Here is a 22259-nt window from a genome sequence, read left to right on the forward strand (position 1 = left end):
TCACTCCACTGTGAACGGCTTACGGGCCACGCCCAGCACACACGGCGACGACGGGAACCGCACACCCTTCTCCGGGATCCGCAGCCTTCTGTACGTCCCCAGCTCGAAGCCCGCCGCCTCGATCGCGGCCAGCGGCTCCCGGGCCGTATGACAGCCGCCGAAGAGGAGCGGCCACACCGTCCGGTCCGCCGTGCGCTGTGCGGCCGCCAGCGCCCTGCCCGGTGCCAGTCCGTGTTCGAAGAACCGCAGCTCGCCGCCCGGGCGAAGGACCCGCCGGATCTCGGCGAGCGCCTTCGGCAGATCCCGTACGGTGCACAGGACCAGTGAGGCCACCGCCGCGTCGAACGCCTCGCTCTTGGCCGGCAGCGCCTCGGCCGCTCCCGGTACGACGTCCACCGGCACCTCGGCGCGCAGCCCGGCGCGGACGGCGAGCTGCCGCAGCGAGCGCTCCGGCTCCAGCGCCACGACCTCCGAGACGGCTCCCGGATAGTGCGCGAAGTTCAGCCCGTTCCCCGCACCGATCTCGATGACCCGGCCGGAGAGCCCCGCCAGCAGCTCCTCGCGGTACGCGGCGACGCCGCCCTTGAGGTCGGCCGTCACGCTCATCCGGGCGTAGAAGCGGGCGAAGACCGGGTGGTGCACGGCGTCGCGCGGGAGCTTCCCGTTGCGCAGCTGCATGACGGACCTCCGTGAGCGTGAGGGAGAGGACGAGGCGGCTCTCCTCATCGATTCTCCCCCGTACGGACGGGTCCAGGCATGTCCGTACGGCACCTCCGCCTCACAGCGACGGCACGGTCCATGTCCCGCCGAGCTCCGGCGCCAGCCAACCGCCCGCCCGCGCCGCGAAGTCGCCGCCCGACAGCGCTCCCGCACCGGCCGGCACGGCTCCCAGCAGCGGTGCGCCCGCCACCACCGGGAGGTCCTCGATGTTGCACCGGGAGGCCAGGTCCGGCCGCTCCGGCATGCTGCCGACCACCACGCCCCGGCACTCCAGCCCACGGGCCCGCAGCGCCTCGGCCGTCAGAGCGGTGGCGTTCAACGTGCCCAGCCCCGCCGGCGCCACCACCAGCACCGGTGCGGACAGCAGCCGTGCCGCGTCCGCCAGCGTGGCGCCCTCGTCGTCGAACCGGACGAGCAGCCCGCCGGCTCCCTCCACCAGCACCAGGTCATGCTCGGTGGCCAGCTTCTCCGCCGCCTCGGCCACCTCGTGCGGCCGCACCGGCGCGAGCCCGGCCCGCCGAGCGGCCGTCGCCGGTGCCAACGGCTCGGGGAATCGGGCCAGTTCGACCGCGGTCACATGGCCGCCGGCCAGCCGCGCCACCTCCGCCGCGTCTCCCGGCTCCCCGGGCGCGAGCCCGGTCTGCGCGGGCTTCAGCACCGCGACCCGGCGCCCACGCGCGGCGGCCGCCACCGCGGCGGTCACCACGGTCTTGCCGATCTCGGTGCCCGTGCCGGTCACCACAAGGATCGTCGCCATGTCAGCCCTCCCGTGCCGCGGCGCACACGGCTCGGCAGATCCGTCGTACGTCGTCGTCCCCGGTGACGTACGACGGCATCGTGTACACGAGATCGCGGAACGGCCGCAGCCACACGCCCTCGCGCACGGCCGCCCGGGTCGCCGCCGCCATGTCCACCTCGTGGTCGAGCTGGACGACGCCGATCGCCCCGAGGACGCGTACGTCCACGACGCCGGGGATCTCCGACGCGGCCGCCAGACCGGAGCGCAGCCCCGCGCCGATCCGCGTTACCTCGCCCTCCCAGTCCTGCCCGAGCAGCAGGTCCACCGAGGCCGAGGCGATCGCGGCGGCCAGCGGGTTGCCCATGAACGTCGGGCCGTGCGCCAGCACCGGCACCTCGCCGCGCGAGATCCCTTCGGCCACCCGCGAGGTGCAGAGCGTCGCCGCCATTGTGAGATAACCGCCGGTCAGCGCCTTGCCGACGCACATGACATCCGGCGAGACACCGGCATGCGCGGCGGCGAACAGTTTGCCGGTCCGCCCGAAGCCGGTCGCGATCTCGTCGAACACCAGCAGCACGTCCAGCTCGTCGCACGCCTCGCGCAGCACCCGCAGATAGGCGGGCGAGTGGAACCGCATCCCGCCGGCCCCTTGCACCACCGGTTCCACGATGACGGCCGCCAACTCGTGGGCGTGCGCGGCGATCAGCTCCCGCAGATGGGTCACGTAGGCGGGGTCCGGCTCCGCGTCGAAACCGTCCGGCGGGGCGTCGGCGAAGACCTGGCGGGGCAGGGCGCCCGACCACAGCTCGTGCATCCCGCCGTCCGGGTCGCACACCGACATCGGCTGCCAGGTGTCACCGTGGTAGCCGCCGCGCCAGGTCAGCAGCCGCCGCTTCTCCGGACGGCCGGCCGAACGCCAGTACTGCAGGCACATCTTGACCGCGACCTCGACCGACACGGACCCCGAGTCGGCGAGGAACACGTGCTGGAGCGGCTCCGGCGTGATCTCCACCAGCCGGGTCGCCAGCCGGACGGCGGGCTCATGGGTGAGCCCGCCGAACATCACATGGCTCATCCGGTCCAGCTGGCCGCGCGCGGCCTCGTTGAGGACCGGGTGGTTGTAGCCGTGCACCGCCGACCACCAGGACGACATGCCGTCCACCAACTCGCGCTGCCCGTCGACGGGTTCGGCGAGACGGAGCCGTACACCGGAGGCCGACTCCACGACCAGCGGCTCCTGCCGGCCCGGCATCGGACCGTAGGGGTGCCAGACGTGCGCGCGGTCCAGTGCCCGCAGCTCGTCGGGAGCGTACGGTTTCGGCTCGGCGGGCCGGCGGAGTCCGGGGTCGTACGGCTCAGGCATTGGGCGCGAGATCCGTCCCCGCACCGCGGCGGCGGACCGCCACCAGATCCGTACGCGCGCCGGTTGTCTCCGCGGCCAAAGTGCTCTCCTCGCCGCCTCCGACGGCCGCATGACCACCGCACGGCCCGCAGCCGCCACCGGACCCTTCATGCGAACCACAACCGGCGGCACCGGACGTCTCATGCGAACCGCACCCGCCGGCGAGCGCGTCGGCCCGGTGGCGCGGCAGCGTCGTCGTGCCCTGGCCCTCCACCTCGAAACCGGCGTCCGCGATCATGTCCAGGTCGGCCTGGCCCGCCTGGCCCTCGCTGGTCAGGTAGTCGCCGAGGAAGATCGAGTTCACCAGGTGCAGCGCCAGCGGCTGCATCGAGCGCAGATGCACCTCACGCCCGCCCGCGAGCCGGACCTCCACGTCCGGGCAGACGAAGCGGACCATGGCGAGGATCCGCAGGCAGCGCTGCGGGGTCAGGTTCCACTCCTTGGCGAGCGGCGTGCCTTCGAACGGGATCAGGAAGTTGACCGGCACCGAGTCCGGGTCCAGGTCGCGCAGCGCGAAGACGACGTCGACCAGGTCCTTGTCGCTCTCGCCCATCCCGGCGATCAGCCCGGAACACGCCGAGAGCCCGGCCGCCTGGGCCTGCTGGACGGTCTCCACCCGGTCCGCGTACGTGTGGGTGGTCGTGATCGCCCCGTACGTCTCCTCGGACGTGTTGAGGTTGTGGTTGTACGCGTCGGCGCCCGCCGAACGCAGCCGGTCGGCCTGTCCGTCGGAGAGCAGACCGAGACAGGCGCAGACCTCCACGCCGTCGTTCTGCTCCTTGATCGCCTCGATGGTCTTGGTGACCCGGTCGACGTCCCGGTCGGTCGGCCCGCGTCCGCTCGCCACCAGGCAGACCCGCTTGGCCCCGCCCGCCACTCCGGCGGCGGCCGCCTTCGACGCCTCGTCCGGCTTCAGCCAGGTGTACTTGAGGATCCCGGCCTTGGAGCCGAGCCGCTGCGAGCAGTACGAGCAGTCCTCGGGGCAGAGCCCGGACTTCAGGTTGACCAGGTAGTTGAGTTTGACGCGCCGCCCGAACCACTGGCGGCGTACCTTGCCGGCGGCGGCCACCACGTCGAGCAGGTCGTCGTCGGAGGTCGCCAGCACGGCGAGCGCTTCTTCGCGGGTCGGCAGTTCGCGCCGCAGCCCCTTGTCCACCAGCGTGTTCAGCAGGTCCATGAAAGATGATCCTGGCGTACCGCACCGCCTCCAGCCAAGGAGGAACCAGACAGGAGACGCGGGGGAGGGTGTGTGTATTGCCACACCCTGACCTGCTGCGCACCCCGCTAGGGTCTGTGAGCTGCCTACAAAAGGGACCACCTCATGTCCTTCGCTCCGCCCTCCTCCCCATTCGACTGGATCGACGACGAGGCCCGCCGCCGGGCCGCCGCCGGACTCGTCCGGGCCCTGCGCCCGAGGAGTGCGGAGGCCGAGCTCCTCGACCTCGCGAGCAACGACTACCTGGGCCTCACCCGCCACCCCGAGGTCACCGCCGCGGCGGCCGGTGCCGCGCACCGCTGGGGCGCGGGCGCGACGGGTTCCCGGCTGGTCACCGGCACCACCGCACTGCACACCGAACTCGAACGGGAACTCGCCGACTTCTGCGGCTTCGAGGCGGCCCTCGTCCTCTCCTCCGGCTACGCGGCCAACCTGGCGGCGCTGACCGCGCTGAGCGGGCGCGGTTCGCTGATCGTCTCCGACGCCGGTAACCACGCCTCCATCGTCGACGGCTGCCGACTCTCCCGCGCGGAGACCGCCGTCGTCCCGCACGCCGATCCGGACGCCGTCGCCAAGGCGCTCCAGGCTCACGACGGACGGGCGCTCGCGGTCACCGACTCGGTCTTCTCGGTGGACGGAGACGCGGCACCGCTCGCCGCGCTGGCCGAGGTCTGCCGCGCCGCCAACGCGGCCCTCGTCGTGGACGACGCGCACGGCCTCGGCGTCCTCGGCGACGGCGGACGCGGCGCACTCGCCGCCGCCGGCCTGGCGGGCGGCGCGGGCACCGTCGCCACGCTGACCCTCTCCAAGTCGCTTGGCAGCCAGGGCGGCGCGGTCCTCGGACCGGCCCGGGTCATCGACCACCTGGTCAACACGGCCCGTACGTTCATCTTCGACACCGGCCTCGCCCCGGCGGCGGCGGGCGGCGCGCTCGGCGCGCTGCGGCTGCTGCGCCGGGAACCGGAACGCGCGGCCAGGGCCCGGGAGGTGGCGGCCGCGCTGTACGGGCGGCTCACCGCCGCCGGGCTGACGGCGGTCCGCCCGGACGCGGCGGTCGTCTCCGTACGGGCACCTTCCGCCGACGCGGCGGTGCGGTGGGCCGCCGACTGCCGTGCGGCCGGCGTGGCGGTCGGATGCTTCCGGCCGCCGTCCGTGCCGGACGGCATCTCGCGGCTGCGCCTCACCGCGCGGGCCGACCTGACCGAGGAGCAGATCGGCGCCGCGGTGGCCACGGTCGTCGCCACCGCTCCTCGGGAGGCCGGCGTTCCGCTCAACTGAGGAGGCCCGGCTCCAGCCCGGCCACGAAGGTGGTCCAGACCGTCGCGGAGAAGCGCAGTGGCGGCCGCTCCACGTCCTTGGAGTCGCGTACGGCGAGGAGCGCGCCGCCGGGCTCGGGGCCGTACAGCCGCGCGGTCTCCACGCAGTTGTTCATTCCGGTGGAGCGGCTGCTGCGGCGCCACCTGAGCGGCTCCGTGTGAGGTACGAGACGGTCGGACATGGTGCCCCCCTCGGGCAGAGTCGGACGTCCTGTCGGGTCAGCGGATCGCCGGATCAGCGTGCCGGCGAAAGCCGCGGCGGATCGCGGCGATGAGCTCCAGCGAGTGGTCCGGCGGCAGTGCGTGTGTCTGCAAGGTGCGGAAGGCCGAGCTGTACGCGTCGAGGTCTTCTTTCCGCTCCAGATAGAGGCTACTCGTCAAGTGGTCGAGAACAACCACATCCAGATCAGAAATGTTCGGAAAGGAGAAGATGACGAAAGGCGAAGTGAGCCCGACGTACCCGCCGACCGAGAACGGCAGCAACTGGAGCTGTACGTGGGGGAGTTGAGCCACCTGTGCCAGATGGTCCAGCTGGTCCCGCATCACCTCGGGCCCGCCCACCTCCCGGTGCAGCACCGCCTCGTCCAGTACGGCGGTGAAGCGCAGCGGCGGCTTCGCGCGCAGCACGCGCTGACGGGTCAGCCGCACCTCGACCAGCGAGTCGAGATCGTCCGCCGGCAGGCCGTCGAGCGAGGCCCGGGTCACCGCCCGCGCGTAGCCGGCCGTCTGAAGGAGGCCCGGCACCACCGAGGTCTCCAGGGTCCGCACCGTATCGGCCTGGGACTCCAGGCTGATGAAGTCGCGGTACTGCGGCGGGATCAGCCCGCGGTACGCGTGCCACCACCCCGCGCCTCCGCCGCCCGCCGAACCCGCCAGCACTTCGAGCAGCGCGCGCAACTGCGCGTCGCGCACCGCGTAGAGGTCGAGCAGGCGCGTCACATCGCCGGGCGTGACCCCGCTCGCGCCGGTCTCGATACGGCTCACCTTCGACTGGTGCCAGCCGAGCAGGTGCGCCGCGTCCCGGCTGGTCAGTCCGGAGCCGTGGCGCAGGTTCCGTAACTCCTCGCCGAGCTTCCGTCGTCGGACGACGGGGCCGTGCTGCATCCGGGTCTCCTCGCGCTGTGCGGAACGGAACGGAACCGTCACGCATCGCACGGTCCGGCCCCGCAAGGGGGTCAGTGTGCCCGTCGTCCGGGTGGTGCGGGACCCGAATTCACCGCTTCGAGCGACAGATATATGCATATCTTGGTCGAACGTCGTTACAGCGAGCTTCAACAGTGGCAGTCTGGCGCGAAGCACAATCCCGGCCGACCGCGGGTCGGCCGGGGCGCGAAAGGGACGGCGTCGCCATGGCAGACCATCAGGAAGCAACCGTCACCCTGCCGAGCGATCCGGTCTCGGTCTCCTCGGCTCGTAGATATGTGGCCAGGACGTTGGCCGAATGGGGCCTCTCGGAGGAGACGGAGCTGGCCGACACCGTCCGGCTGATCATCTCCGAACTGACGACCAACGCGGTCCAGCACACGTTCGGCCAGTCGCCCACCTTCACCGTGGATCTGCGCCTCGAACGCGACGAGGAACTACGCCTCGGCGTGACGGACAGTCACCCTCGGTGGCCTCAGCGGCTGCCCGCCGCCGTACGGCAGGACAACGGGCGCGGCATGGTGATCATCCGGGCACTGGCCAAGGAGTACGGCGGCCGGCTGACGGTCGTCCCGACGGCCGAGGGCGGCAAGACAGTCTGGATCGCGCTGCCGTGGGCGGTACCGGTCCAGGGCTGAGAGCCGGGCGCGGGCGGGACGGCGGAGTTCAGGCCGCCGCCCGGCCGAACCCGCTGCGCAGCAGGGCCAGCAGCGTCGCCGCCGCCGCGGTCGCCCGGTCGCCGCGGTGCACCACGGAGATGGTCCGGCGGAACTCCGCGGGCTCCAGCCGCCGGACCGCCAGCGGCGTGGCCGACAGCGACGCCACCATCTCCGGCACCACCGCCACCCCGAGCCCCGCACTGACCAGCGCGCACACCAGCGCGTAGCCGGGCGACTCGCACACCACCGCCGGTGCGGCGCCCGCCGCCGCCAGCGCGCTCTCCACCCCGCGCCGGGGCGGATGGGCCGGAGCGCTGCTGATCAGCGGCCGGCCCGCCAGCTCGGCGACCGGCAGCCGCCCGGTGCCTTCGGAGAGCCGGTGGCCGACCGCCGTCGCCAGTACCAGCTCCTCGACCAGCAGCGGCTCGACGGTGACCCCGACGGGCGGCGGGTCGGCCACCGCCGGCTCGTACGTGTGGGTCAGCGCCAGGTCCACCTCGCCGGCGGTGACCGCCGCGACGCCGTCCGGCGGCTCGCACTCGGTGACGGCCAGCTCCACATCCGGATGGGCCCGCCGGAACGCGCTCAGGACCGGCGGCAGCAGATGCACCCCGGCCGTCGTGAACGTCCCGACCCGCAGCCTGCCGCCCGACAGCCCGGCCAGCTGCGCCAGCTCGTGCCGCGCCTGTTCCAGCTCGTCCAGCACCCGCCGCGCCCGGCCCGCCAACAGCTCACCGGCGGCCGTCAGCCGCGCGCCGCGATGGTGGCGCACCAGCAGCGTCGCGCCGGCCTCCCGCTCCAGTTTGGCCAGCTGCTGGGAGAGTGCGGGCGCGGTGTAGCCCAGGTGGGCGGCGGCCCGGGTGATCGATCCGGTCTCGGCGACCGCCACCAGCGCGGTGAGCCGCGTCGGGTCGTACATGAAGCGTTCCTTTAGGCAGACCCAGAAGATTCCAAGTACACGCTAAAGGCTCCGCCGGTCCACGCTGGACCCATGGACGCACAACTGATCGCCTTCACCGGGGTCGCCGCCGGGATGGTCGCGCTGCCCGGAGCCGACTTCACCGTCGTCGTACGCAACGCTCTGGCCTCGCGCACCGCCGGTCTGGCCACCGCGCTCGGTATCGCCGGAGGACTGCTCATCCATACCGCGCTCGCCGTGGCCGGCCTCGCGGCGGTGCTGCTGACGATGCCGGTACTGTTCCGCACGGTCCAGCTGCTCGGCGGCGCGTACGTGCTCCACCTCGGGATCAGCGCGCTGTACGCGATCCGGCGCCGGGTCGCCGAGGAGAGCCGCACGCCGGACCAGGTGCCGTCTGAGGGGCCCGAGGCGTCCGGCGGCGGACCGGAACAGCCGGTACGCGAAGGGTTCGGGCGCGCGCTGCGGCAGGGCTTCCTGACCAACGCGCTCAATCCCAAGGCGCCGGTCCTCTTCCTCAGCCTGCTGCCGCAGTTCGTCCCGGCCGGGCAGCCGCCGCTGCCCAGGACCCTGCTGCTCGCCGCCCTGGTCGTCGCTCTCGCCCTGGTGTGGTTCCCGGCCCTCGCCCTGCTCGTGGACCGGCTGGGACGGTGGCTGCGCCGGCCGCGTACCGCCCGGGCGATCGAGGGCGGCAGCGGCGTGGCGCTCACCGGACTGGGACTGGCGCTGGTGGCCGGGCCCCTCCTGCGCTGAGGTGCGCAGAGGGGGCCCGTGCCGCCCGCGGAGGAGAAGAGTGCGGCCGCAAGGGAAGAGCGTCCGGTCGGTGGGTCAGCGGACCCGTCCGTACCAGACGCTCTTGGACCAGATTTTCGCCTTGCGGACCACGTCCCCGGATTTGGGGGAGTGCCAGATCTTGCCGCCTCCGGCGTAGATGCCCACGTGGTAGACGCTGCGCCCGGAATGGAAGAAGACCAGGTCACCGAGTTTGCGCTGCGACTTCGAGATATGGCGGGTCTTGTTGTACTGCTGCTGTGCGGTGCGGGGAAGTTTTTTCCCGGCCTTCTTGAACGAGTAGAGAGTCAGTCCCGAGCAGTCGAACCGGCTGGGACCTGCTGCTCCGTACTTGTAGGGAGCACCCTTCTTCGACGCGGCGATCTTGAGCGCCTTCGTCGAATGGGTGGCGGCCTCGGCGTCGTTGACGAGGCCGGGCGCCAGCATCGCGGACGTCACGGCGAAGGTGAGTACGGAAGCCGTACCGACCCGGGCGAACAGAGACGGGACATGAACCTGCGCAGACATGCGCAACCCTTCGTCAGCCGCCTGTGAAGGATGACCTGTCGGGTTCGGGCTGGCGAAGTTGCCCGGCCGCGCGATGCGGCTTCACCCCGAGGGCTTACCGGTCTCCCGGTCGGCCCGTTGTGCTCGGGTCCTCCACTCCTGCCGATCCACTCCTTGTCGACCAGTCATCCGGGAGGCGGCAGGACTCGGCGTCCACCCGGACCGCCCCGCCGCGGTGGCGGGGGCTTGTCGTCCCAGGGATCTTGACTCACGAAGTGCCGGATTTCCGAGCTGAAACGGCGATTTGTGAGTCTCCTCACCACTGATCCATTCAGGTGGACAGGAGGCATTCGCGCCCGCTGGCGAGCCCGGCGCACACCCTCGTACCAGCGACGAAAGGGTGGATTTCGAGTACGACCCGTGCGTCGAGCGCAAGTTGGGACGTCGCTCGCGCGGGTGATCGCCTACGCCGAACGAGCGAGGAAAATCGGTCGCGGAACCGGGCGTGTCGCACGCCAGGTCGACCGGCCCGCTCCCGTAATGCGCTCCCGGCGCGCGTGGCGGCTCAGTTCGGAGCCGGCGGCATGGTGACCCTGCCTGCCCGCCGCTCGCCGTCCAGCACCCGCAGGGCCCGCGCGAGCGTCGCCGCGTGGATCTGCCGCTCACCGCGCTCGTGCATCAGGGCCAGCGCGTCGCGCAGGGCCGCCGCTCCGGAGGCCAGGGCCTGCGCGGCCCGCAGTGCGCTGTAGGTGTCGCTGCCGCGCGCCGGGTTGATGCGTCCCACCTGGTCGAGGACCGCCAGGTAACAGTCGATGAACTCGCCCTCGGCGCGGGTCAGTGCGGGCAGCGGCGGGAACTTTGGCGGCTCCATCGGCGGGTCACCTCACGTCGTGCGGCGGCTGGGAGAGCGCGCGGTTCTCCACGACGTGGTCCACCAGCCCGTAGGCGCGAGCGGCCTCCGCGTCGAGGATGGTGTCGCGCTCGACGTCGGCGGTGACCCGCTCGGCGGTCCGGCCTGTGTGCCGGACCAGCATCTGAGTGAACAGCTCGCGGGTGCGCACCAGTTCGCGCGCGTGGATCTCCAGGTCGGACGGCTGGCCCCGCAGCGGCTCGGCCCGTGCGGGTCGCTCAATGACTACCCGCGCGCCGGGCAGAGCATGTCGCCGCCCGGGAGCTCCGGCGGCCAGCAGAGCGGCCGCGTAGGAGCCGGCCTGCCCGAGGCAGAAGGTCTCCACCTCGCACGTCAGGTACCGCATCGTGTCGTAGACCGCCGCCATCGCCGCGAACGAGCCGCCGGGACAGTTGATGTAGAGGGCCAGCGGCCGGTCCGGCTCCGCGTGCTCCAGGTACATGAGCTGCGCGATCAGATCGCTCGCCGCGGTGTCGTCGATCGGGCTTCCGAGGAGGACGATCCGCTCGGACAGGAGCTTGGAGTACGGGTCCTGGGTGCGGGTTCCGGTCGCGGTGCGCTCGGTGAACTCGGGAAGTACGTGACGGGCGTCGGGTCGGATCATGGCGGAGCCCCTCTCCTGGGCGCGTGACGGAACGCAAGGAGCAGCGCAGGTGCGGCCCTACGCTCACGCTCCGTCAAAAATGTACAGGACGTACAGAGGAGGAGAGGGGCTTCCGTGTTCGCGGGATCCAGGAGCGGGCGGTGGACTGCTACTCGCAGCCGACTCCGTCGCCGTCGCGGTCGAGGTGGGAGGCGTACCCGGGGTCGCCTTGTCTGATGGGCGCGGCCCCCGCGGCACGGACGGCCGTGCAGTTCTTGTAGTACGTGGAGCCGCCGGCGGAGTCGTCGTCCTCGTCGTAGACCGGGTCGGGCGCCTCGGCGGCGGGCTCCGGCGGAGGAGCGGTGACGGTCACCCGTACCTTCTTGATCTTCGTGACCGTGGGGGCCGGTTCCGGGCTCGCCGTCACCGTGACCTTCGCCGTCTCCGTCACGGTGACGGTCACCGTCGGCCCCGGCTCGGCCTTCACCGCCGCCGTCCGCACGGTCTCCGGCTCCTCGCCGGTGGCGCCGATCCCGATGCCGAGCAGGAACAGCACACCGGCGGCGGGAAGGACGACACGCTTACGGGCCCAGCGCGGCCCGGACGTCGGACTCGGCGGGCCCGGCGGCGGCACGTTGGCGCCTTGTCCCCAGTCCGACTGCCGCGACGGGTGCTGCGGGTCGTTCCAATTCATCTTCCCCCCAAGGAAGTTCGTGGAGGAATGACGCTAGTGAGCCGGACGCACTCGCAGGAGGAGGATGTTCCGTTGGTGATGGAGTTGTGACCAAAGCGCGAGGAGGTAATGGTCAGGGGACCGGGTTGAACGGATGCCGCACGGCCCCGTCGTAGTTGTGCGCGCGCCTTAAGCTGGGGCCATGGCTTACGAGATTCCGGTGACGCAAGCACGGGCGGAGCTCGCCGACCTGATCAACCGCGTCGTCTACGGCGGTGAGCGGGTGGTCGTGACGCGCCACGGCAAACCGCTCGTCGCGCTGGTGTCCGCCGCCGACCTGGAACGGCTCGAAGGGCTCGAAGAGAAGGAGGCCGTGGTCGAGGAGCAGGTGATCAGCTCGGTCTCGTCGATCGGCTCCGCCGCCTCGGCTCCCGCCTCCAGCGACCGGCAGCGGTTCGGGATCGCCGCCGAGCATCGTGGGCAGGGCGGCTCGGGCGCCTGATGCCCGGCCGGGGCGGTTGAAGTCGGATCGGCTTGGCTCCAGCACGGTGACAGCCGCACGGGCACCCGTCCTCCGCCGCCGTCACCGCCTCACGCGGCGGCTGGGCGAGGACAGGGCTCGTGGCCGTCGCGGTGAGCGCATACGGGCCTTCCGGTCCGGCGGCAACCGCTCCGTATACGACCCGGCCCTTCACCGCTTCCCGCGCCGCCGCCTCGTCGGTGAAGCGGCATACCTCGAAGGCGCGGAGAACTTCGCCGCCTCGCCGTACAGCTCCGGTCCGAGACGCCGCGCGGCAGGCGACTCGCCGCACAGCTGGACGGCGCTTACGCCACGATGCGCGTCGCATGGACCACACTGATCGAGGCCTACCGGCACGCCGGGATCCTGAGCGGCGACGTGGCGGCCGGCCACGTGGCGCGCACGATGATCGCCGCAGTCCAGGGCTTCATCGTGCAGGAGGCGCTCTTCGGAGACGTACACCACGAGGTGCTGGAGAGCGGCCTGCGCGGGTCGATGTCCATGAGCCCGCAAAAGGCCAGTTAACGCAACGGAAAAACTTCCGCCCTAACGTGCAATACCTGGTCGCGGGAGCCGGATTCCCCGTTCAACGAACTGTTGAACGGGGATAGGGTCCCGCTGCGCCCGGAGGCCGGTACCGGGCGGTAGACGATGAGGTGGAAGCGTGCAACTGACCCCGCACGAGCAGGAACGCCTGCTCATCCATGTGGCCGCCGACGTGGCCGACAAGCGCCGGGCACGTGGGCTGAAGCTCAACCACCCCGAGGTCGTCGCCCTCATCACCGCCCACCTGCTGGAAGGCGCCCGGGACGGCCGTACGGTCTCCGAACTCATGGCGTCCGGCCGCAAGCTGCTCACCCGGGACGAGGTCATGGAGGGCATCCCGGAGATGCTGCACGACGTCCAGGTCGAGGCCACCTTCCCGGACGGCACGAAGCTCGTCACCGTCCACGACCCGATCGTCTGACGGGGCCGCGCCGATGATTCCCGGAGAGATCCTGTACGGGGACGGAGGCATCGCCCTCAACGAGGGGCGTCCCGTCACCCGCCTCACCGTCCTCAACGCCGCCGACCGTCCCGTCCAGGTCGGCTCCCACTACCACTTCGCCGAGGCCAACCCCGGGCTGCACTTCGACCGGGCGGCCGCGCACGGACTGCGGCTCCACATCGCGGCCGGTACGGCGGTCCGCTTCGAGCCCGGCATTCCCGTCGACGTCGAGCTCGTCCCTCTCGCCGGGCGCCGCATCGTCCCCGGCCTGCGCGGCGAGACCGGAGGTGCCCTCGATGCCTGATCTCAACAGGGCCGTGTACGCGGACCTCTTCGGGCCCACCACCGGCGACCGGATCCGCCTCGCCGACACCGACCTCTTCGTCCAGATCGAGGAGGACCGCTCCGGCGGCCCCGGACGCGCGGGCGACGAGGCGGTCTTCGGTGGCGGCAAGGTGATCCGCGAGTCCATGGGCCAGGCCCGCACCACCCGGGCCGAAGGCGCGCCGGACACCGTCATCACCGGCGCGGTCGTCATCGACCACTGGGGCATCGTCAAGGCCGACATCGGCATCCGCGGCGGCCGCATCACCGGCATCGGCAAGGCCGGCAACCCGGACACCATGGACGGCGTCCACCCCGACCTGGTGATCGGCCCGGAGACCGAGATCATCGCGGGCAACGGCAAGTTCCTGACGGCCGGAGCGGTCGACGCGCACGTCCACTTCATCTCACCGACCCTCATCGACCAGGCGCTCTCCAGCGGCATCACCACGCTCGTCGGCGGCGGCACCGGACCCGCCGAAGGCACCAAGGCCACCACCATCACACCCGGTCCCTGGCACCTGGCCCGGATGTTCGAGGCGCTGGAGACCTTCCCGGTCAACATCGGGCTGCTCGGCAAGGGCAACACCACGTCCCGCGACGCCATGTACTCCCAACTGCGCGGCGGAGCACTGGGGTTCAAGATCCACGAGGACTGGGGCGCCACTCCGGCCGCCATCGACGCCTGCCTCACCGTCTGCGAGGAGACCGGCGCCCAGCTCGCCATCCACACCGACACGCTCAACGAGGCCGGCTTCGTCGCGGACACCCTCGCCGCCATCGCCGGACGCACCATCCACGCGTACCACACCGAGGGCGCGGGCGGTGGGCACGCGCCCGACATCATCACGGTGGTCTCGGAGCCGTACGTCCTGCCCAGCTCGACCAATCCGACCCGGCCGCACACCGTCAACACCATCGAGGAACACCTCGACATGCTGATGGTCTGCCACCACCTCAACCCGGCCGTCCCCGAGGACCTCGCCTTCGCGGAGTCCCGTATCCGGCCCTCCACCATCGCGGCCGAGGACATCCTCCACGACCTCGGCGCCATCTCGATCATCTCCTCGGACTCCCAGGCGATGGGCCGGATCGGCGAGGTGATCCTGCGGACCTGGCAGACCGCCCACGTCATGAAGAAGCGGCGCGGAGCCCTGGCCGGCGACGGACGGGCCGACAACCGCCGGGTCCGTCGCTATGTCGCCAAATACACCATCAACCCGGCGGTCGCGCAGGGCCTGGACCGCGAGATCGGCTCGGTGGAGAGCGGAAAGCTCGCCGACCTCGTGCTCTGGGACCCGGCGTTCTTCGGCGTGAAGCCGCAGACCGTCATCAAGGGCGGCCAGATCGCGTACGCGCAGATGGGCGACGCCAACGCCTCCATCCCGACGCCTCAACCGGTCCTCCCACGGCCGATGTTCGGCGCGCTGGGCCGGGCGGCCGCGCGTGGCTCCTTCAACTTCGTCACCGAGACGGCGATCGCGGACGGCCTGCCCGAACGGCTGAGCCTGGAGAAGGAGTTCACGCCGATCACCAGCACGCGCGGGGTCACCAAGGCGGACATGCGGGAGAACGACGCGATGCCGCACGTCCACGTCGACCCCGACAGCTTCGCCGTCACCATCGACGGCGAACCGGTCGAGCCCGCACCGGCGGCGGAACTGCCCATGGCCCAGCGTTACTTCCTCTTCTGAGCCGGGCGGACCTCCAGCCATGTCACGCGCAGCTCTGCTCGTCCTCGCCGACGGCCGGTTCCCCGCCGGTGGCCACGCCCACTCCGGCGGCGCCGAACCGGCCGTCACTCAAGGCCGCATCCGTGACGCCGACGACCTCGCCGCCTTCTGCCGGGGCCGCCTGCACACCACCGGGCTCACCGCCGCCGCTCTCGCCGCGGCCGCCGCCCACGGCCTCGACCCGCTCGCGCTGGACGAGGCCGCCGACGCCCGTACGCCCTCACCGGCTCTACGGGCCACCGCCCGCAAGCTCGGCCGCCAGCTGATGCGGGCCGCCCGCGCCACCTGGCCGAGCCCCGAACTCGACGCGCTCGCCACGGCCCGGCCGCGCGGCGCCCACCAGCCCGTCGTCCTCGGTCTCACCGCGAGAGCGGCCGGGCTGGATCCCGAGGACGCCGCGCACTGTGTCGCGTACGAGACGGTCAGCGGCCCGGCCACCGCCGTGGTCCGGCTGCTCTCCCTCGACCCTTTCCAGGCCACCGCCGTACTCGCCCGCCTCGCACCGGAGCTGGACCGGGTGGCCGCACAGGCCGCCGAGGCCGCACGCCAAGGCATCGACGCCCTGCCCGCCGCCTCGGCCCCGCTCCTCGACATCACGGCCGAGGCGCACGCCGCCTGGCCGGTCCGCCTCTTCGCGTCCTAGCCGGCCGGCCCCCGAGCCGGCTGCCCGACCACCCCGAATGGAGTCCCCATGCATCTCGGCCACACCCACGACGCCCCCGCCGCCGTCAGCGCCGACGCCACCCGCCCCGATGGCACCCGGCGCGCCCTGCGCATCGGGCTCGGCGGCCCGGTCGGCTCCGGCAAGACGGCCACCGTCGCCGCCCTCTGCCGCGAACTGCGCGACCGGCTCTCCATCGCCGTCGTCACCAACGACATCTACACGCGCGAGGACGCCGCCTTCCTCCTCCGCAACGCCGTCCTGCCGCCCGAGCGCATCCAGGCCGTGGAGACCGGCGCCTGCCCGCACACCGCGATCCGCGACGACATCTCCGTAAACCTCGAAGCGGTCGAGGACCTGGAGGACGCGGTGGGCCCGCTCGACCTGATCCTGGTCGAGTCCGGTGGCGACAACCTGACCGCCACCTTCTCCAAAGGTCTTGTCGACGCCCAGGTCTTCGTCATCGACGTGGCGGGCGGCGACGACATCCCGCGCAAGGGCGGCCCCGGCGTCACCACCGCCGACCTCCTGGTCATCAACAAGACCGACCTCGCACCGTACGTCGGCTCCGACCTCCAGCGGATGGCCCGCGACGCCAAAGAGCAGCGCGGCGAACTCCCCGTGCTCTTCACGTCGTTGACCTCCGCCGAGGGTGTCGGGCCGGTCGCGGACTGGGTGCGGGCGCAGCTCGCCGCCTGGACCGCATGAGCCTCCACGCCACCGCCCGCCTCCGCGCCGAGTCCGACGGCCGAGGCGGGACGGCCCTGCCCCTCCTGGAGAGCGCCGGCCCTCTCGCGCTCCGCCGCACCCGCTCGCCGCTGCCGGAACGCGCCCGGGTCACCGTCGTCGGCGCCATGAGCGCCCCGCTCAACGGCGACCGCCTGGCGATCGACACCGAGGTCGCCGACGGCGCACACCTCACCGTGGACGCGGCGGCGGCCACGGTCGCGCTCCCGGGCCCTCGGGCGGCCACCGGCCCGTCCACGTACGACATCCACCTGACCGTGGGGGAGCGGGCCACCTTGCACTGGCTCCCCGAACAGCTCGTCTCCGCCCGCGGCAGCGACCTCCACCAGACGAACCGCGTCGAACTGGCCGCCACCGCACGCCTGTTGCTCCGCGAGGAACAGATCCTCGGCCGCCACGGCGAACCCACCGGCTCGCTCGCCACCCGCCTCACCGTCCGCCGCGCGGGCCGTCCGCTCCTGGACCAGCAACTCGCCTACGGACCAGGCGCGTCCGGCGGCTGGGACGGACCGGCCGTCCTCGGCGGCCACCGTGCGGTCGGCCAACTCCTGGTGGTCGACCCGTCCTTCGAGGACACACCGCTCCGAGCCCGCCTCCTCGGCCCCACCGCTGCCCTCACCCCACTCGCCGGCCCCGCCGTCCTGGTGACCGCCGTGGCTCCCGACGCCCGCCTGCTGCGCGCGATCCTGGACGAGGCGATGCACGAGCTGCTGGACGGGCTGAAGGCGGACAGCAGCTCCTGAAGTCCGCTCAGCGGATTTCCTTCACCGGTTATGGGTTCGGTAAAGAAACAGGTGTACGCCCTGGCCCCAGGAACCCCACAGGCGAAAGGATCCCCGGAACGCTCCGATGGAGACCACGCCGCCACCGGCGGCGCCTCGGACGACGATGGGGGAGGTTCCACGTGGGACGCACAGCAGGGCTCGGCGCGGCCGGCGCGCTGATGGCGGGCGCGCTCATCGCGGGAGCGATCACCGCGCCCGCCGCAGAAGCGATATCCGCCGCCGGCCGCCACCACGGCCGGGCGGACTCCGAGGCGCTTGGCGTCAAGGTCGCCGCCGAGCGGGCGGGGAAGGCCGGGATCGACTGGCGGGACTGTCCGAAGGACTGGGGCCTGGCCGCTCCCATCCAGTGCGGCTGGGTGACCGTACCGCTCGACTACGCGAAGCCGTACGGCAAGAAGATCGAGCTCGCCGTCGACCGGCACACCAGCACCGGCACGCAGGACGAGCGCCAAGGCGCCCTGGTCTACAACCCGGGCGGGCCCGGCGGTTCGGGGACGCGCTTTCCCACGCGCGTCACCAGCAAGAACCCGCTCTGGACGAAGACCGCCAAGGCGTACGACTTCGTCGGCTTCGACCCGCGCGGAGTGGGCCGGTCGGCGCCGATCTCCTGTGTCGACCCGCAGGAGTTCGTGAAGGCGCCGAAGGCCGATCCGGTGCCGGACAGCGAGGCCGACAAACGTGCGCAGCGGAAGCTGGCCCGTGAGTACGCGGAAGGGTGCGGCGAGCGCAGCGGCTGGATGCTGCCGCACATGACCACGCCGAACACCGCACGCGACCTGGACGTCATCCGGGCCGCGCTCGGCGAGAAGAAGCTGAACTTCCTCGGCGTCTCCTACGGCACCTACCTGGGCGCCGTCTACGGCACGCTCTTCCCGACCCACGTACGCCGCATGGTCGTCGACAGCGTGGTCAACCCGGCGCGGGAGAACATCTGGTACCGGGCCAACCTCAACCAGGACATCGCCTTCCAAATGCGCTGGGACGACTGGAAGGCGTGGGTCGCCGAGCACGACTCCGTCTACGGCATCGGCGACACTCCGCAGAAGGTCGAGGAGGAGTGGCTGAAGCTCCGCGCGGCCGCCAAGAAGAACCCTATCGGCGGCGTCGTCGGACTCGCCGAGCTCATCGGCTTCTTCCAGAGCGCCCCGTACTACGACTCCGCCTGGGCACCCACCGCCAAGACCTGGAGCGCCTACCGGGCCGGTGACACCCAGGCGCTGATCGACGCCGCCGCTCCGGACCTGAGCGACCTGGCGGGCAACGCGTCGGCCGAGAACGGCAACGCCGTCTACAGCGCCGTCGAGTGCGCGGACGCCAAGTGGCCCACCGACTGGCGCACCTGGGACCGGGACAACACCCGGCTGCACCGGAAGTACCCGTTCATGACGTGGGCCAACGCCTGGATGAACCTGCCCTGCGCCACCTGGCCGGCCAAGCAGCGGACCCCGCTGAACGTGAAGACCGGTAAGGGCCTGCCGCCGGTCCTCATCGTGCAGGCCGAGCGCGACACCGCCACTCCGTACGAAGGCGCCGTCGAGCTGCACCAGCGGTTCAAGGGCTCGCGGCTCATCACCGAGAAGGACGCCGGCTCCCATGGCGTCACCGGGCTGGTCAACCCCTGCGTGAACGAGCGGGTGGACACCTACCTGCTCACCGGGAAGACCGACCGGCGCGACGTGGTGTGCGCTCCGCACGCCACGCCGAAGCCGTAAGGACCCTTCCGGCGACCGGGGCCGCTCAGCGGCGGCCCCGGTCGTACGCCTCCAGCCACGCGTCCTCCGCCGCATAGTCGAAGAGCGTCTCTCCGTAGTTCCGCGCCATCTTCCGGAACGCTTCCCGCCAGTCCCGTCCCGCCAGCTCCGCGGCCAGCCACTCGACCGTCTCCGGCAGCGACTCCACGTACCCCGTCACCGGCCGGTACCCGAGCTCCCGCTCCGCCGCCGCCATGTCGTACACCACCGGATGCGCCCCGCTCCACGGCGTATCGCCGACACCCTCCTCGGGCGGCGGACCGTCGACCAGGACCGTCTCCGTCTCCCGGCCCAGCACCGCGTCGATCGCCGCTCCGATCTCGGCGACCGTCGGCGCCTGCGGATCCGCCGCGTTGAGGACCCGTGAGCCGGGCCGACGGGCCGCCAGCCGGATCAGCTCGGCCGCGTTCGCGACATGGACCGGATGGAAGCGGCTCTCGCCGCCGTACGCGAGCACCCGTCGCCGCCGTCCGTCCAGCAGCCGCTTCACGAAGTACAGCTCACGCGGCGTCCGGCAGTACGGGCCGTGGACCGCGCCCGCCCGCAGCAGCGTCACGGGCAACGCGTCGCCCGCCAGCAGTTCGCGCTCCAGCAGCACCTTCCGCGTTCCGTACGTGGCATCTCCTGGAGCCACCGTGGCCTGGCTCTCCGACAGCGGCACCGGATAGCGCGGGAAGCCGTCGGGCTCGGCCTGGGTGTCGAAGCTGCGGCCGCGCTCGTCCTCGTACACCGCACCGCTGGAGATCACCACCGCCGAGCCGATCCGGCCGGCCAGGCCGGTCAACTGCCGGGCATGCGCGCCGTCGAACGCGACCATGTCGACCAGCACGTCACAGCCGTCGCCCAGCGCCTTCTCCAGCGCGCCTTCCTCATCCCGGTCCAGCGCCTGCGCCCGCACTCCGTCGTCCCACCGCTCGTCCCGGCCGCCGCCGCGCGATACGGCGGTCACCTCCCAGCCGTCCTCGGCGAGCGCACGCACCGCCGCCCGCCCGATCTGGCCCGTCGCTCCCAGCACCCATGCATGTCCGTTGCTCATGGAATCGACGCTAGGCGCAGCGGGAGCGGCCGGGCCAGCCCGCTCTGCCGTGGGCGGATCCGCCGTCAGCGTCGCAGCTTGGGGAACTTCCTCGGCGGCGCGGCCTCCTGCTCGGCCGCCTTCACCTTGGCCGCGTACTCGTCCACGTACTCCTGGCCGGAGAGTTCGAGGATCGCGTACATGATCTCGTCCGTCACGGCCCGGATCGCGGCCTTCTGGTTCTCCATGCCCGCGTACCGCGAGAAGTCCAGCGGCTCACCGAACCGGATCGCGACCTCCTTGATCTTCGGGAGTTTCTGGCCGGGCGGCTGGATCTCGAACGTGCCGAGCATGGCGCACGGGATCACCGGCACCTGCGCGGTGATCGCCATGACCGCCACCCCGACCTTGCCCTTGTAGAGCCGGCCGTCGTGCGAGCGCGTGCCCTCCGGATAGATCCCCAGCAGCTCGCCCTTGCTCAGCACGCCCAGCCCCTCGCGGATCGCCGCCTGCCCGGCGTCCTTGCCCGAGCGGTCCACCGGGATCTGGCCCGCGCTGTGGAAGAACGCGGCGGTGAGCTTGCCCTTGATGCCCGGGCCGGTGAAGTACTCGGCCTTGGCGAGGAAGGTGATGCGCCGCTTGAGGATGGCCGGCATGAGGAAGTGGTCGGAGAAGGAGAGGTGGTTCCCGGCGACGATCGCCGCGCCGTCCTCCGGAATGTTCTCCAGCCCTTCGATACGAGGACGGAACAGCACCCGCAGCAGCGGTCCCAGCACGACATATTTCAGGACGTAATAAAACACCGTGTGGGTGCACCTCGCTCTGCCGGGCCGGCGTCAGGGTCGCGTACCGCCGGGTCGCTGCGGACTTCCAGGTCATGGTCGTGCCGGGGACCGTCAGTGTAGGTCCCCGGCATCACCGTGCGACCGTAGCGAACCGTCCCTCCGGCTCGTACCCGCCACCGCGCCCCTCAGGCATGGCCACCCGTCGTGCCGGTCAGCCGTCCTGCGTGGCCAGCATGCCGAGCGTGCAGAGCCCCAGCACGATCCAGCCGAACCAGAGCCAGCCACTGCTCCCGAGCGCCACCGTGTACGCCGTCACCGTGACCAGCGCCCCGACGGTCAGGTATCCCATGGTTTTCGTCGATCCGGACATGCGCGTCCCTCCTCGTCGGCCGCGCGGCCGTTCACCCCATGGTCACCCCGATGGCGCTCCCGGCGCTACTGTCGCGCCTGCAATGACGCGAGATAGGCGTTGTACGCCTCCAGCTCCTTGTCGCCGTCGCGGTCGGCGGCCCGGTCCGAGCGCTTGGCCGTACGCTGCTCCGACCGGTACCACTGGTAGACCAGCGCGATCAGCACCAGCACCGAGGGGATCTCGCTGAACGCCCAGGCGATGCCACCGGCCCAGTTCTGGTCGGACAGCGCGTCGATACCGAGCGAGGCGGGCGGGTTCTCGTACGTCTTGACCATCGGCGTGCTCGCCATCATCAGCGCGATCCCGAAGAACGCGTGGAACGGCATCCCGGCGAACAGCTCCAGCATCCGCATCACATAGCCCGGCCGGTGCGGGCCCGGGTCGACGCCCATGATCGGCCAGAAGAAGACCAGGCCGACGGCGAGGAAGTGCACCATCATCCCGATGTGGCCGGGCTTGGAGCCCATGAGGAAGTCGAAGACCGGCGTGAAGTACAGCGCGTACAGGCTCGCGATGAAGAGCGGGATCGTGAACGCCGGATGCGTGATGATCTTCATATAGCGGCTGTGCAGCAGCTTCAGGAGCAGCTCACGCGGCCCGGTCCGGCCCCGCCCGGCGGGCGGCAGCGCGCGCAGCGCCAGCGTCACCGGCGCGCCGAGCAGCAGCAGGATCGGCGACAGCATGCTGATCACCATGTGCTGGACCATGTGCACGCTGAACATGACCATGCCGTAGTCGTTGAGCTTGGTGCACATCACCAGCGCGATGCTCAGCACGCCCACGGTGAAGAAGACGATCCGGTTGACCGGCCAGCCGTCCCCGCGCCGCCGAAGCCGCGCCACGCCGTACCCGTACAGGGCGAGCGCCAGGACGCAGCCGGTCAGGAAGAACGGGTCGGGTGAGAGCTCCAGCCCCCGTCCCAGCGTGAACGGCGGCAGATCCATGTTCATGCCGTGCCCGCTGTGATCCATCTGTTCACTCCC

General features: G+C 71.6%; 27 protein-coding genes, 1 pseudogene and 1 riboswitch. Of the genes and pseudogenes, 12 read left to right on the forward strand and 16 right to left on the reverse strand.

Going from position 1 to position 22259, the window contains the following annotated elements; genetic code table 11:
- The 4 genes from ABZ267_RS25590 to bioB form a co-directional block, all read right to left on the reverse strand.
- Positions 1-678 carry a class I SAM-dependent methyltransferase gene (locus tag ABZ267_RS25590; RefSeq protein WP_356751121.1) on the reverse strand — a complete coding sequence of 226 codons (678 nt, stop codon included), beginning with the start codon at positions 676-678 and terminating at the stop codon, positions 1-3.
- Between the two features lie 100 nt (positions 679-778).
- Positions 779-1477, reverse strand: a complete 699-nt coding sequence (bioD, locus tag ABZ267_RS25595) for a dethiobiotin synthase (RefSeq protein ID WP_356751119.1) — start codon at positions 1475-1477, stop codon at positions 779-781.
- A 1-nt stretch (position 1478) separates the two neighbouring features.
- On the reverse strand, positions 1479-2822 hold the full coding sequence (locus ABZ267_RS25600; protein ID WP_356751117.1) for an adenosylmethionine--8-amino-7-oxononanoate transaminase: 1344 nt from the start codon (positions 2820-2822) through the stop codon (positions 1479-1481).
- Complete coding sequence (gene bioB, locus ABZ267_RS25605) at positions 2815-4038, reverse strand: biotin synthase BioB (RefSeq protein WP_356751115.1); 1224 nt, start codon at positions 4036-4038, stop codon at positions 2815-2817. The genes ABZ267_RS25600 and bioB overlap by 8 nt, the downstream gene beginning before the upstream one ends.
- 144 nt (positions 4039-4182) lie before the next feature.
- Between bioB and ABZ267_RS25610 the strand changes: the two genes are divergently transcribed.
- Positions 4183-5355 (forward strand): 8-amino-7-oxononanoate synthase, encoded by a 1173-nt coding sequence (locus ABZ267_RS25610; RefSeq protein ID WP_356751113.1) that lies wholly within the window; start codon positions 4183-4185, stop codon positions 5353-5355.
- Here ABZ267_RS25610 and ABZ267_RS25615 read toward each other — a convergent pair.
- Together ABZ267_RS25615 and ABZ267_RS25620 are read right to left on the reverse strand one after the other, a co-directional pair.
- Positions 5348-5575: a DUF397 domain-containing protein gene (locus ABZ267_RS25615; RefSeq protein WP_356751111.1), complete on the reverse strand. Its 228-nt coding sequence runs from the start codon at positions 5573-5575 to the stop codon at positions 5348-5350. The genes ABZ267_RS25610 and ABZ267_RS25615 overlap by 8 nt on opposite strands.
- Positions 5576-5612: 37 nt before the next feature.
- Positions 5613-6497, reverse strand: a complete 885-nt coding sequence (locus ABZ267_RS25620; RefSeq protein ID WP_356751236.1) for a helix-turn-helix transcriptional regulator — start codon at positions 6495-6497, stop codon at positions 5613-5615.
- Positions 6498-6742: 245 nt separating this feature from the next.
- Here ABZ267_RS25620 and ABZ267_RS25625 point away from each other — a divergent pair, with 245 nt between their 5' ends.
- Entirely contained in the window at positions 6743-7174 is a 432-nt protein-coding gene (locus tag ABZ267_RS25625) for an ATP-binding protein (RefSeq protein ID WP_356751109.1), read from the forward strand.
- 28 nt (positions 7175-7202) lie between these two features.
- On the opposite strand, the gene ABZ267_RS25630 is transcribed toward ABZ267_RS25625, so the two are convergent.
- Complete coding sequence (locus ABZ267_RS25630) at positions 7203-8114, reverse strand: LysR family transcriptional regulator (RefSeq protein WP_356751107.1); 912 nt, start codon at positions 8112-8114, stop codon at positions 7203-7205.
- A gap of 72 nt (positions 8115-8186) precedes the next feature.
- Here ABZ267_RS25630 and ABZ267_RS25635 point away from each other — a divergent pair, with 72 nt between their 5' ends.
- A complete protein-coding gene (locus ABZ267_RS25635; protein ID WP_356751105.1) occupies positions 8187-8864 on the forward strand; it encodes a LysE family translocator in 678 nt (225 codons plus the stop codon).
- A gap of 75 nt (positions 8865-8939) precedes the next feature.
- On the opposite strand, the gene ABZ267_RS25640 is transcribed toward ABZ267_RS25635, so the two are convergent.
- From ABZ267_RS25640 to ABZ267_RS25655, 4 genes are all read right to left on the reverse strand, one after another.
- Positions 8940-9410, reverse strand: coding sequence for a C40 family peptidase (locus tag ABZ267_RS25640; protein ID WP_356751103.1), 471 nt, complete (start codon positions 9408-9410; stop codon positions 8940-8942).
- Positions 9411-9413: 3 nt separating this feature from the next.
- A riboswitch (cyclic di-AMP (ydaO/yuaA leader) is annotated at positions 9414-9601 on the reverse strand.
- A 353-nt stretch (positions 9602-9954) separates the two neighbouring features.
- On the reverse strand, positions 9955-10260 hold the full coding sequence (locus tag ABZ267_RS25645; protein WP_356751101.1) for a hypothetical protein: 306 nt from the start codon (positions 10258-10260) through the stop codon (positions 9955-9957).
- 7 nt (positions 10261-10267) lie between these two features.
- Positions 10268-10903 (reverse strand): ATP-dependent Clp protease proteolytic subunit, encoded by a 636-nt coding sequence (locus ABZ267_RS25650; RefSeq protein WP_356751099.1) that lies wholly within the window; start codon positions 10901-10903, stop codon positions 10268-10270.
- 148 nt (positions 10904-11051) lie between these two features.
- Positions 11052-11576 (reverse strand): excalibur calcium-binding domain-containing protein, encoded by a 525-nt coding sequence (locus ABZ267_RS25655; protein ID WP_356751097.1) that lies wholly within the window; start codon positions 11574-11576, stop codon positions 11052-11054.
- Positions 11577-11757: 181 nt separating this feature from the next.
- Here ABZ267_RS25655 and ABZ267_RS25660 point away from each other — a divergent pair, with 181 nt between their 5' ends.
- On the forward strand, positions 11758-12057 hold the full coding sequence (locus tag ABZ267_RS25660) for a type II toxin-antitoxin system Phd/YefM family antitoxin (RefSeq protein ID WP_356751095.1): 300 nt from the start codon (positions 11758-11760) through the stop codon (positions 12055-12057).
- Between the two features lie 73 nt (positions 12058-12130).
- On the opposite strand, the pseudogene ABZ267_RS25665 reads toward ABZ267_RS25660, so the two are convergent.
- Positions 12131-12298: pseudogene (locus ABZ267_RS25665) on the reverse strand (ABC transporter permease); the annotation flags it as partial.
- Positions 12299-12390: 92 nt separating this feature from the next.
- Here ABZ267_RS25665 and ABZ267_RS25670 point away from each other — a divergent pair.
- The 8 genes from ABZ267_RS25670 to ABZ267_RS25705 all read left to right on the forward strand — a co-directional run bounded on the left by ABZ267_RS25670 (position 12391) and on the right by ABZ267_RS25705 (position 19025).
- On the forward strand, positions 12391-12600 hold the full coding sequence (locus ABZ267_RS25670; protein WP_356751093.1) for a hypothetical protein: 210 nt from the start codon (positions 12391-12393) through the stop codon (positions 12598-12600).
- A 139-nt stretch (positions 12601-12739) separates the two neighbouring features.
- Entirely contained in the window at positions 12740-13042 is a 303-nt protein-coding gene (locus tag ABZ267_RS25675) for an urease subunit gamma (protein WP_356751091.1), read from the forward strand.
- 13 nt (positions 13043-13055) lie between these two features.
- Positions 13056-13367, forward strand: a complete 312-nt coding sequence (locus ABZ267_RS25680; protein WP_356751089.1) for an urease subunit beta — start codon at positions 13056-13058, stop codon at positions 13365-13367.
- Positions 13360-15081 carry an urease subunit alpha gene (locus ABZ267_RS25685; RefSeq protein ID WP_356751087.1) on the forward strand — a complete coding sequence of 574 codons (1722 nt, stop codon included), beginning with the start codon at positions 13360-13362 and terminating at the stop codon, positions 15079-15081. The genes ABZ267_RS25680 and ABZ267_RS25685 overlap by 8 nt, the downstream gene beginning before the upstream one ends.
- 19 nt (positions 15082-15100) lie before the next feature.
- Positions 15101-15763 (forward strand): urease accessory UreF family protein, encoded by a 663-nt coding sequence (locus ABZ267_RS25690; RefSeq protein ID WP_356751085.1) that lies wholly within the window; start codon positions 15101-15103, stop codon positions 15761-15763.
- 48 nt (positions 15764-15811) lie between these two features.
- Positions 15812-16489, forward strand: a complete 678-nt coding sequence (gene ureG / locus ABZ267_RS25695) for an urease accessory protein UreG (RefSeq protein WP_356751083.1) — start codon at positions 15812-15814, stop codon at positions 16487-16489.
- On the forward strand, positions 16486-17271 hold the full coding sequence (locus ABZ267_RS25700) for an urease accessory protein UreD (RefSeq protein ID WP_356751081.1): 786 nt from the start codon (positions 16486-16488) through the stop codon (positions 17269-17271). The genes ureG and ABZ267_RS25700 overlap by 4 nt, the downstream gene beginning before the upstream one ends.
- 200 nt (positions 17272-17471) lie before the next feature.
- Positions 17472-19025 carry an alpha/beta hydrolase gene (locus tag ABZ267_RS25705; protein ID WP_356751235.1) on the forward strand — a complete coding sequence of 518 codons (1554 nt, stop codon included), beginning with the start codon at positions 17472-17474 and terminating at the stop codon, positions 19023-19025.
- Positions 19026-19050: 25 nt separating this feature from the next.
- Here the strand turns inward: ABZ267_RS25705 and ABZ267_RS25710 are convergent, their stop codons facing one another.
- From ABZ267_RS25710 to ABZ267_RS25725, 4 genes are all read right to left on the reverse strand, one after another.
- Positions 19051-20079: an NAD-dependent epimerase/dehydratase family protein gene (locus tag ABZ267_RS25710; RefSeq protein WP_356751233.1), complete on the reverse strand. Its 1029-nt coding sequence runs from the start codon at positions 20077-20079 to the stop codon at positions 19051-19053.
- Between the two features lie 86 nt (positions 20080-20165).
- A complete protein-coding gene (locus ABZ267_RS25715) occupies positions 20166-20882 on the reverse strand; it encodes a lysophospholipid acyltransferase family protein (RefSeq protein WP_356751079.1) in 717 nt (238 codons plus the stop codon).
- Between the two features lie 193 nt (positions 20883-21075).
- Positions 21076-21234 (reverse strand): hypothetical protein, encoded by a 159-nt coding sequence (locus ABZ267_RS25720; RefSeq protein ID WP_356751077.1) that lies wholly within the window; start codon positions 21232-21234, stop codon positions 21076-21078.
- A gap of 65 nt (positions 21235-21299) precedes the next feature.
- A complete protein-coding gene (locus ABZ267_RS25725) occupies positions 21300-22247 on the reverse strand; it encodes a cytochrome c oxidase assembly protein (RefSeq protein ID WP_356751075.1) in 948 nt (315 codons plus the stop codon).
- Positions 22248-22259: the final 12 nt, after the last annotated feature.

It is taken from the genome of Streptomyces sp. NPDC006174 (assembly GCF_040614075.1).
Lineage (GTDB): Bacteria > Actinomycetota > Actinomycetes > Streptomycetales > Streptomycetaceae > Streptomyces.

What these genes read in the sequence shown, in the direction of transcription:
- ABZ267_RS25590 (WP_356751121.1), bottom strand. Translation starts at nt 678, where the DNA reads ATGCAGCTGCGCAACGGGAAGCTCCCGCGCGACGCCGTGCACCACCCG.
- bioD (WP_356751119.1), bottom strand. Translation starts at nt 1,477, where the DNA reads ATGGCGACGATCCTTGTGGTGACCGGCACGGGCACCGAGATCGGCAAG.
- ABZ267_RS25600 (WP_356751117.1), bottom strand. Translation starts at nt 2,822, where the DNA reads ATGCCTGAGCCGTACGACCCCGGACTCCGCCGGCCCGCCGAGCCGAAA.
- bioB (WP_356751115.1), bottom strand. Translation starts at nt 4,038, where the DNA reads ATGGACCTGCTGAACACGCTGGTGGACAAGGGGCTGCGGCGCGAACTG.
- ABZ267_RS25610 (WP_356751113.1), top strand. Translation starts at nt 4,183, where the DNA reads ATGTCCTTCGCTCCGCCCTCCTCCCCATTCGACTGGATCGACGACGAG.
- ABZ267_RS25615 (WP_356751111.1), bottom strand. Translation starts at nt 5,575, where the DNA reads ATGTCCGACCGTCTCGTACCTCACACGGAGCCGCTCAGGTGGCGCCGC.
- ABZ267_RS25620 (WP_356751236.1), bottom strand. Translation starts at nt 6,497, where the DNA reads ATGCAGCACGGCCCCGTCGTCCGACGACGGAAGCTCGGCGAGGAGTTA.
- ABZ267_RS25625 (WP_356751109.1), top strand. Translation starts at nt 6,743, where the DNA reads ATGGCAGACCATCAGGAAGCAACCGTCACCCTGCCGAGCGATCCGGTC.
- ABZ267_RS25630 (WP_356751107.1), bottom strand. Translation starts at nt 8,114, where the DNA reads ATGTACGACCCGACGCGGCTCACCGCGCTGGTGGCGGTCGCCGAGACC.
- ABZ267_RS25635 (WP_356751105.1), top strand. Translation starts at nt 8,187, where the DNA reads ATGGACGCACAACTGATCGCCTTCACCGGGGTCGCCGCCGGGATGGTC.
- ABZ267_RS25640 (WP_356751103.1), bottom strand. Translation starts at nt 9,410, where the DNA reads ATGTCTGCGCAGGTTCATGTCCCGTCTCTGTTCGCCCGGGTCGGTACG.
- ABZ267_RS25645 (WP_356751101.1), bottom strand. Translation starts at nt 10,260, where the DNA reads ATGGAGCCGCCAAAGTTCCCGCCGCTGCCCGCACTGACCCGCGCCGAG.
- ABZ267_RS25650 (WP_356751099.1), bottom strand. Translation starts at nt 10,903, where the DNA reads ATGATCCGACCCGACGCCCGTCACGTACTTCCCGAGTTCACCGAGCGC.
- ABZ267_RS25655 (WP_356751097.1), bottom strand. Translation starts at nt 11,576, where the DNA reads ATGAATTGGAACGACCCGCAGCACCCGTCGCGGCAGTCGGACTGGGGA.
- ABZ267_RS25660 (WP_356751095.1), top strand. Translation starts at nt 11,758, where the DNA reads ATGGCTTACGAGATTCCGGTGACGCAAGCACGGGCGGAGCTCGCCGAC.
- ABZ267_RS25670 (WP_356751093.1), top strand. Translation starts at nt 12,391, where the DNA reads ATGCGCGTCGCATGGACCACACTGATCGAGGCCTACCGGCACGCCGGG.
- ABZ267_RS25680 (WP_356751089.1), top strand. Translation starts at nt 13,056, where the DNA reads ATGATTCCCGGAGAGATCCTGTACGGGGACGGAGGCATCGCCCTCAAC.
- ABZ267_RS25685 (WP_356751087.1), top strand. Translation starts at nt 13,360, where the DNA reads ATGCCTGATCTCAACAGGGCCGTGTACGCGGACCTCTTCGGGCCCACC.
- ABZ267_RS25690 (WP_356751085.1), top strand. Translation starts at nt 15,101, where the DNA reads ATGTCACGCGCAGCTCTGCTCGTCCTCGCCGACGGCCGGTTCCCCGCC.
- ureG (WP_356751083.1), top strand. Translation starts at nt 15,812, where the DNA reads ATGCATCTCGGCCACACCCACGACGCCCCCGCCGCCGTCAGCGCCGAC.
- ABZ267_RS25700 (WP_356751081.1), top strand. Translation starts at nt 16,486, where the DNA reads ATGAGCCTCCACGCCACCGCCCGCCTCCGCGCCGAGTCCGACGGCCGA.
- ABZ267_RS25705 (WP_356751235.1), top strand. Translation starts at nt 17,472, where the DNA reads ATGGCGGGCGCGCTCATCGCGGGAGCGATCACCGCGCCCGCCGCAGAA.
- ABZ267_RS25720 (WP_356751077.1), bottom strand. Translation starts at nt 21,234, where the DNA reads ATGTCCGGATCGACGAAAACCATGGGATACCTGACCGTCGGGGCGCTG.
- ABZ267_RS25725 (WP_356751075.1), bottom strand. Translation starts at nt 22,247, where the DNA reads ATGGATCACAGCGGGCACGGCATGAACATGGATCTGCCGCCGTTCACG.